The 6,695-nt window shown below is 41.4% G+C and carries 8 protein-coding genes; 2 read left to right on the top strand and 6 right to left on the bottom strand.

The annotated features are described in order from the left end of the window. Nucleotides 1–476 (bottom strand): IS5 family transposase (locus H150_RS0111175; RefSeq protein ID WP_019958915.1); only part of this gene is annotated, 476 nt, incomplete at its 3' end. 173 nt (nucleotides 477–649) lie between these two features. On the opposite strand from H150_RS0111175, the gene H150_RS15160 reads away from it, so the two are divergent. Together H150_RS15160 and H150_RS0111165 are read left to right on the top strand one after the other, a co-directional pair. Continuing rightward, on the top strand, nucleotides 650–820 hold the full coding sequence (locus H150_RS15160) for a hypothetical protein (RefSeq protein ID WP_155970585.1): 171 nt from the start codon (nucleotides 650–652) through the stop codon (nucleotides 818–820). Between the two features lie 352 nt (nucleotides 821–1,172). Further along, nucleotides 1,173–1,397, top strand: coding sequence for a hypothetical protein (locus H150_RS0111165; protein ID WP_019959150.1), 225 nt, complete (start codon nucleotides 1,173–1,175; stop codon nucleotides 1,395–1,397). A 56-nt stretch (nucleotides 1,398–1,453) separates the two neighbouring features. Here the strand turns inward: H150_RS0111165 and H150_RS0111160 are convergent, their stop codons facing one another. The 5 genes from H150_RS0111160 to H150_RS14875 form a co-directional block, all read right to left on the bottom strand. Beyond that, entirely contained in the window at nucleotides 1,454–2,953 is a 1,500-nt protein-coding gene (locus tag H150_RS0111160) for a hypothetical protein (protein WP_019959149.1), read from the bottom strand. Between the two features lie 74 nt (nucleotides 2,954–3,027). Continuing rightward, nucleotides 3,028–4,227, bottom strand: coding sequence for a hypothetical protein (locus H150_RS14365; protein WP_019959148.1), 1,200 nt, complete (start codon nucleotides 4,225–4,227; stop codon nucleotides 3,028–3,030). Between the two features lie 12 nt (nucleotides 4,228–4,239). Continuing rightward, a complete protein-coding gene (locus tag H150_RS0111150) occupies nucleotides 4,240–4,812 on the bottom strand; it encodes a hypothetical protein (protein WP_019959147.1) in 573 nt (190 codons plus the stop codon). After that, entirely contained in the window at nucleotides 4,809–5,738 is a 930-nt protein-coding gene (locus H150_RS0111145) for a hypothetical protein (protein ID WP_019959146.1), read from the bottom strand. Before H150_RS0111145 ends, H150_RS0111150 begins: the two co-directional genes overlap by 4 nt. Continuing rightward, the gene (locus H150_RS14875) at nucleotides 5,735–6,694 is read right to left on the bottom strand and encodes a hypothetical protein (protein ID WP_019959145.1); all 960 of its coding nucleotides are present in this window, start codon (nucleotides 6,692–6,694) and stop codon (nucleotides 5,735–5,737) included. The genes H150_RS0111145 and H150_RS14875 overlap by 4 nt, the downstream gene beginning before the upstream one ends. Nucleotide 6,695: the final 1 nt, after the last annotated feature.

Here is a 6,695-nt window from a genome sequence, read left to right as displayed (position 1 = left end):
TTCAAGTCCAAAAGCTGCAGCAACATCGGTGCTATTTTAATATCATGAGTAATGCCATCGCCCACAAGAAACTCAAGCGGATTACCATGTGCATCAACTGCCAAATGAATTTTTGAACTGTTGCCGCCAATACTTTTGGCGATACTTTGATCGCCACCACCTACGGCCCCAGCACTGCTCTGATGTGCTCGAATATGAGTCGCATCAATTGAAACCCATTCCGTATCAGCGCTTTGAATCAACCTTTTGAATAATTTATAAAATAAACCTGTTGCCGACCACCTACGAAATGCTTTGAATACAGTATTGGCCTTTCCATAACAACTGGGCAAATATCGCCATTGGCAACCCGTTTTGAGGCGATAAATGATTCCTAAAAAAGTCTTTTTCAAACTGGGTTTGTCATAAACATTCAAATCTAGGAGAATGGACTTTAGCTTCTGCCATTGTTCTTCTGTGATGATGGTTGCAAGCATGGATAGAGGGCGATTAAAAGTTGTTTGGCGATAATATTTTAACGTCCTCTATCCTATCCATCCAAATGTTCAACAGACCCTAAATTGATGATTATCAATGGCCATATGAAGGTGATGGAGTGTGAATAAAAAAGGACTGATTGGATTTGGATTGCAATAGGAGCATCAGTACCGTGTTTGAATTTTTTAAAGATTTTTTATTGAATTTGGTTATTGAATTGTTTTTGTTGTATCTTTATTGGTTACATAAGGATGCTTACATTGGTTATTACGAAGATCAAATTCGTTTTTGGGTGGTTCCGGTTGCTTTGGGTTTTACCGTATTGGAATATTTGTTTTGGTAAAAATTGATTCATTGAATCAGAGGTTTGAATCAAAATATATTTGCTAGCAAAAAATCCATTAAAATTGTAAGACACACACTGTGGTCATCATTCAATCATCGTTAATCAAGAATTTTTTAAAAAAGCAGTTTAAAATCACATCAGTGTAACTAATTGGATAGTCCGATAAACATCCAATGGGCGTCCTGTAAAAATATCCAGCAGTAAAATCAAGATGTGATCGATTATCAATGATTAAAAGTTTGGTTTTCGGCAGCGCGATGCTGATTAGAATTTCAATTTGAGATTAAAAACATAATGTAATATTTGCATTACATTATCGGTTAAAGTCGAAAAAATGATTTTAAATTGAATGACCAAGTTAGGTTATGAGATGGTTGCTTTACACCATTTTTCCCCAAATAATGAAAAGCTGCAATCTTATACAATTAAGGTAGATTCTCATTGTTTTGAAGAATTACTTCTCTTAATTGAACGTTGGCATCCAACGAAAAAGTCATTAATTAAAAATGAACGTAATAATGGCACCATACCAGAACTTTATACCGTAGTAGATTTTCAAAAACCTACCCCTTAATTGCATCACAGGGATATCAGTATTAACTATTAATATCCCTATTTAGCTTTTTTAATTTACTCCGTTTCACCCTTATCTAAATTATTAGCCAATGCCTGTGCATACATCAGTGCATCATCTTCATCCATGTTCATTTGACGGCGCATGAAGTTGCTTGAAGCCTTTTCATCAAAGCCCACGTCTTTCAATTGGGTGAACGCTTGCAAAACGGTCGAAGCGGCAACCGAGCGACGCTCTTGCGTGTCTTGCTTTTCTTTCTCTAATGCCGACTGAGCACCAATAAAGGTGATTTCATAAGGGCGTTTTTTAAACACGCCGCCATATTTCAATTGACAATGCACATCGATGATGTGGTTCACAAAGTTGGTAAAGCCTTGTCTGATCATGATGGCACGCTGTGCGCTTTGGGCTGAAACACGGTAAAACCCACCCTCACCCAAACCACCTGATAAGATTTCTGAAAATCCCAACATCGACAAATCATGACCCAATACCGCCGCCAGCATTTTGGCGTAAAACATCACGTCTTCGGTGCTGTAACCAATGGCATTGCCTGCCCCTGACATGGCCCCGTTGTCCACCGACATCATTTGTTTGTCGCTGTGCACCGGCAATATGTGCATGATTTTTTCAGTGATGGGACGGTTGTTTTTGATGGCAGAGGCCACGCGCGCTTTGGATGTTTGCAAAATGCCCAATACATTGTTGTACATCTCTTTTTGTTGGTCTTCGGTCATGCCATCCATGTTGATGGTGACCAAGGCTTCACGCACCGCATCTAAGATGCGACTAGATGACAAACCCATCAAGGCATTTTGCAGCAAAAAGAATGGGCGTTCAGCGTCCTGTAAAAAGGAGCCGCCGATGGTATCAGGCAATGGTTTGTGGTTTTCCCAATCATCGTTGAGCAAATTGGCCTGCCAAGCGTTGTAAAGCATTCTTTGCTGTGGCACAAAGCCCATGCGCGGCATTTTAAATCGTGCCAACTGCATATTGGTCAAAGCAGCATCTTTACTGCCTTCCAATGACAAGACATAACCAGCATCCACACCCGCACACACCATCGGCTGCACCAAAGGCGGTAACAGCACGTCATCGATGTGAATTTTCTGCACACCCTTGCCTTCTTTACCATAGATGCGCGCATAAGCGTCGCCATAACCGGTGGCCAAATAACTCAATTGGTAAGCAGAATGGTTGATTTGTTCAGTCAAGATGTCTTGCAACTCTTCAATGATTTTCACTTCTGCAGGTGTGGCATCGGCATTGGCTTCAATGAAAAACACCTCACTGGTGGTTTCATGCGCACCTAAAGATTGGGTGACGTGCAAATTGAGTGCTGTGGCAATGATGGGGTCTCCCATCATGTAAGCGTAAGATTGGTAAATATCGAAGCGTTGCCGTGCTGGATTTTGAGAAGCAGCCAACACCTGACTGATAGACACCGCATCAATGCCCATGGCACTGAGGCTGGCTGATTGCTCGATGTCGTTAGCAGTGGTGTTTAAGAACGGCAAGCCTTGGCTGTCAAGGATGGTGGATTGTTTGCTTGGCATAGAAAAACCCCAATTTAATTGAGGTTATTATGGCGTCACTTGGTAACTGAATTTGAAGCGTTCCCTATATGGTTTTATTTGACTAGCTGGATCACCATGCGCGTATAGGTTTCAGCATACAACTGAATCACATCCCCTGTTTTGAATGCCCTATTGACCTCTGCTTCATGATAAAAAAACTCATCCCACTGTTGGTCGGTTCTGCCCATGAATTTGGATATGTCATGGATGGTGGTGTAGTTGCTGTCTATTTCTGCACCATCGCGCGTATTGAGCTTGTATTGCGTCAACATGCGTTTCACCACACCTTGTGAAGTTTCACCATTGTTGGCATTGCGAACATAGCGGCCTGACATTCTGATCAACACCTTGCTGCAATCTGCTTTAACCGTAAAAGTTTGCGGTTGTGGCCGTCCTAAAGCATCGTTAGTGATGTTGTAAATGCCCTGGTGTATCACAAAGCCATTTGGTAACACATTGGCCAACAATGCCGCCACTTGTTTGGGCGTCATGGCCACTGCTTCATTGTCAGCATCTTTAGCCTCTGCAGTATTGGCTAATTTGACCACACCTTTTTGTGTGGTTGTGGCATCCACAATGCCATCAATCCCACCAATAGCCGCCTCAATCGCATCCACCATACAGGCTGGTGTAATGGCCACTGATTCATTATCACGATCCCGTGATTCAGCCAATGTGGCCAATTTAACAATGCCTTTCACCTCAGTGGTGGCCACACCAATTTTATGGGTATGCAAGCCGTTGTAAACTGTGTTTTCGGTTTCTTCATTAATGGTATCAGGATGGTTGTGGGCATCCTTGTCTGCAATGTGTTCATCTAAGTATTGCATGGTAATTGCTGATTCATCATCTGCCGATACCGTGATATTGATATTTTGGTCGTCAATCAACCCCAATTTCAAATAATAATTGAGCATGGTTTTTTTCTTACCAAAAATCTCATCGATGACTGAGTTATCTTCACGGCGAACTTGGGCAAACACAACATTACTGGTCTTGTCGATTAAATCAATACGGTGCAAATCAAAAGTGGCTTCATTGGCCACGCCTATCATCACGCTCACACGAACAGTACCATCGCTCAAACGATAGCCTGTGGTTGGATAAGTGCCACGCAATACACCAGTACCATCATAAACCTTAGCTTGGTAAATTTGGATTTGGAAACCATTGCGATCAGGCGGATTGCTTGATGCAGCCAGCAAACCGGCATGGGTAATACGAACTACAATGTCAGCAGCGATATTGCTCATAATGTTTCCTTTTTAATAATATTTTTTCACTTTGACATTGATGAAACCAAGCCGGTAATTTCGCATCATGCCCATTTGTACAATCGCATCAAATACACCCAATTGATGCTCGGTTTGAAAACGCTCACGCTGATTCCTGACATACACCATTCCATCCCTAACATACGCAAAAATCACATCCGCATTGGCGTTTTGATTGGGTCTAATATCATCCAAGGCCAGCATTGGTGATAAAACTGTGCCATACGGTGTGGTAACAGCCGCATTGACCGTACTGTCATACCAATATAAATACGATTGGCCATTGAGTAATTTGTAAGCAATATATGGATTCATATTCAAGTCAAATGCAAAACTCAATTGCACCACATTAGCCACGGTCAAAATCTCATGTGAGCCTAATGGGTTGGAAAGAATGATTTTGTTGTCCACATATGAACTTGACCACAGATAGCCATTGCGCCCTTGTGACAAATCACGAATGCCTACACCACCCCATTCATAATCCACCAATGGATACATGCGTGTGGGTGTTAAAAATTCATTGGGAATGGGCGTGCTAGAAAGCTGATTATTGGGAATCATGTTTTACGCCCCCAAGTCACAACATATTGAAAGCGCATGGTTTGAGTATTCACTTTTGAGATTGGCGTATCAAAGCCAATCTGATACAAGCCCAAAGGCGTATAAATCAACATTGATGAAAATGTTGTATTACCTTGTTCAACTGGAAGTGACACAGTGTGTACAGTCTTAAAAGAGCCGCCGACATACGATGCTATATTGTGCGTAATTGCACTTGCTGTTGAAGTCCATCGATTTGTACCGCTTGGTATGTATTCAGCAGCTCCTATTGCACCGCTATACGTTGCTAAAGCATTGCCATTCGTGCCTACTGAAGCTCTCATGTTCGTGCCAATTTTGTAGCTTGCGGCTTGATTAATATTTGCTGGTCTGATTGTGTAATTGACGGTTTGAGCCACTTGGTCACGATTCATAATCGCAATACTGCCCACTTGGTCGCTAGCGTTTGGATAAACACGCACTTCAACTGTCACATCCAAATATTCATCAGCAAGCATCGTAATCGAAGTCGGATTGCCTTGTGCATCGGTAATCAATGCACGATTGATAATTGCCGATGATGTGTTGCCTGACAAAATACCTACTTCGGACAAAATGGTGTTATTGAAGACACCAGCGGCAAAGCGAAAGGTTTTGCGTGAAAAGCCATAATAAGGTACTTCGCTTGATACGCCATTAACAGTGCTGCCCTGCTGCGTTGTAGATGCCGCAAAACGAGCATCTAAATCGGTTTGCGTTACCACTGGCGTACTGTTTCCTGTACCCAAAGCAATACCCCCAAACCAACTACCAGCCGCCATTAAATCCAAACCGCTGTTTAAGACAATATTGTCCATCCAGTCGGTTTCTTGAGTGACTTCATGTGTAACAGCGTTGCGCTTGGTGAATTGAAAACGCCCCTGCACGCCTATCGCAATATTCATCATTCAACCACCCCTGTATATCTGCCCCAAGACACTGAAAAGAAAATAGTAAATATTTCATCAGCCGTTTTTTGGATGGTCTCGTCTAATTGAAATTGAAATGCAATCATATAAGTTTCAAGTAAAAATGATTTTATTGCAGCGGTATTGCCAAGACTCAAAGGCACAATAAAACGGTATCTGACTGAATAACTATCATTAACATAAGAAAAATAGGTTTTACTTACGCTGGTATTAGAAGTCGAAAATATCGTACTACCGCTTGGATAACCCGTAAAAATATTTGTAGACATTGAATTTGGATATGCTTGTAGGCCAAAGCCGTTACCACTTGAAAAACCACTTGATAGTGAATAAAAAATAGATGTATTGATTTTAGATGGCAAACACTGATATGAATGAGAGCGAATCAAATGATTATTTTTATCTGTTAAATTAAAGCTTCCTGTTGTTGGTGTTTTTGACACATACATTCTCAATTCGACTTTAACATCAAGATATTCATCAGATTTGATTTGAATAGATGACGGTTGACCATTGGCATCTAAAATCAATGCACGATTGAAAAGCAATGCGCCTGTTTCATTCGTTGTAATACCAACCTCTGTTAAAACTTGGTCGTTAAAAACCCCAGCATTGAAACGAAATTGCTTAATTAATGACGCATACGGTACATCAGCATCAATAATGGTTTTAATATCACTACCTACTGCGGTTGTAGTGGCCGCAAAACGGGAATCTAAATCGGTTTGCGTCACCACTGGCGTGCTGTTACCTGTGCCTACCGCCACACCAGAAAAAATATTTTTATTAAAAGCCAAATTCAAACCTTGGTTTAAGACAATGTTGTTAAACCAGTCGGTTTGCTTAACCAGCTCACCAGTGCTTTGCTTATACACTTCCAATTTAAAACGTCCGCACATTTCAACTTTGGCTGAGAACTCAGGAATTGATGACATA

Origin of the sequence: Vitreoscilla stercoraria DSM 513 (genome assembly GCF_000382305.1) — a bacterium.
Lineage (GTDB): Bacteria > Pseudomonadota > Gammaproteobacteria > Burkholderiales > Neisseriaceae > Vitreoscilla > Vitreoscilla stercoraria.
The sequence above is the reverse complement of the archived record's forward strand: the minus strand, read 5'-3'. Positions and strand labels throughout refer to the sequence as shown.

What these genes read in the sequence shown, in the direction of transcription:
- H150_RS0111160 (WP_019959149.1), bottom strand. Translation starts at nt 2,953, where the DNA reads ATGCCAAGCAAACAATCCACCATCCTTGACAGCCAAGGCTTGCCGTTC.
- H150_RS14365 (WP_019959148.1), bottom strand. Translation starts at nt 4,227, where the DNA reads ATGAGCAATATCGCTGCTGACATTGTAGTTCGTATTACCCATGCCGGT.
- H150_RS0111150 (WP_019959147.1), bottom strand. Translation starts at nt 4,812, where the DNA reads ATGATTCCCAATAATCAGCTTTCTAGCACGCCCATTCCCAATGAATTT.
- H150_RS0111165 (WP_019959150.1), top strand. Translation starts at nt 1,173, where the DNA reads ATGACCAAGTTAGGTTATGAGATGGTTGCTTTACACCATTTTTCCCCA.
- H150_RS14875 (WP_019959145.1), bottom strand. Translation starts at nt 6,694, where the DNA reads ATGTCATCAATTCCTGAGTTCTCAGCCAAAGTTGAAATGTGCGGACGT.
- H150_RS0111145 (WP_019959146.1), bottom strand. Translation starts at nt 5,738, where the DNA reads ATGATGAATATTGCGATAGGCGTGCAGGGGCGTTTTCAATTCACCAAG.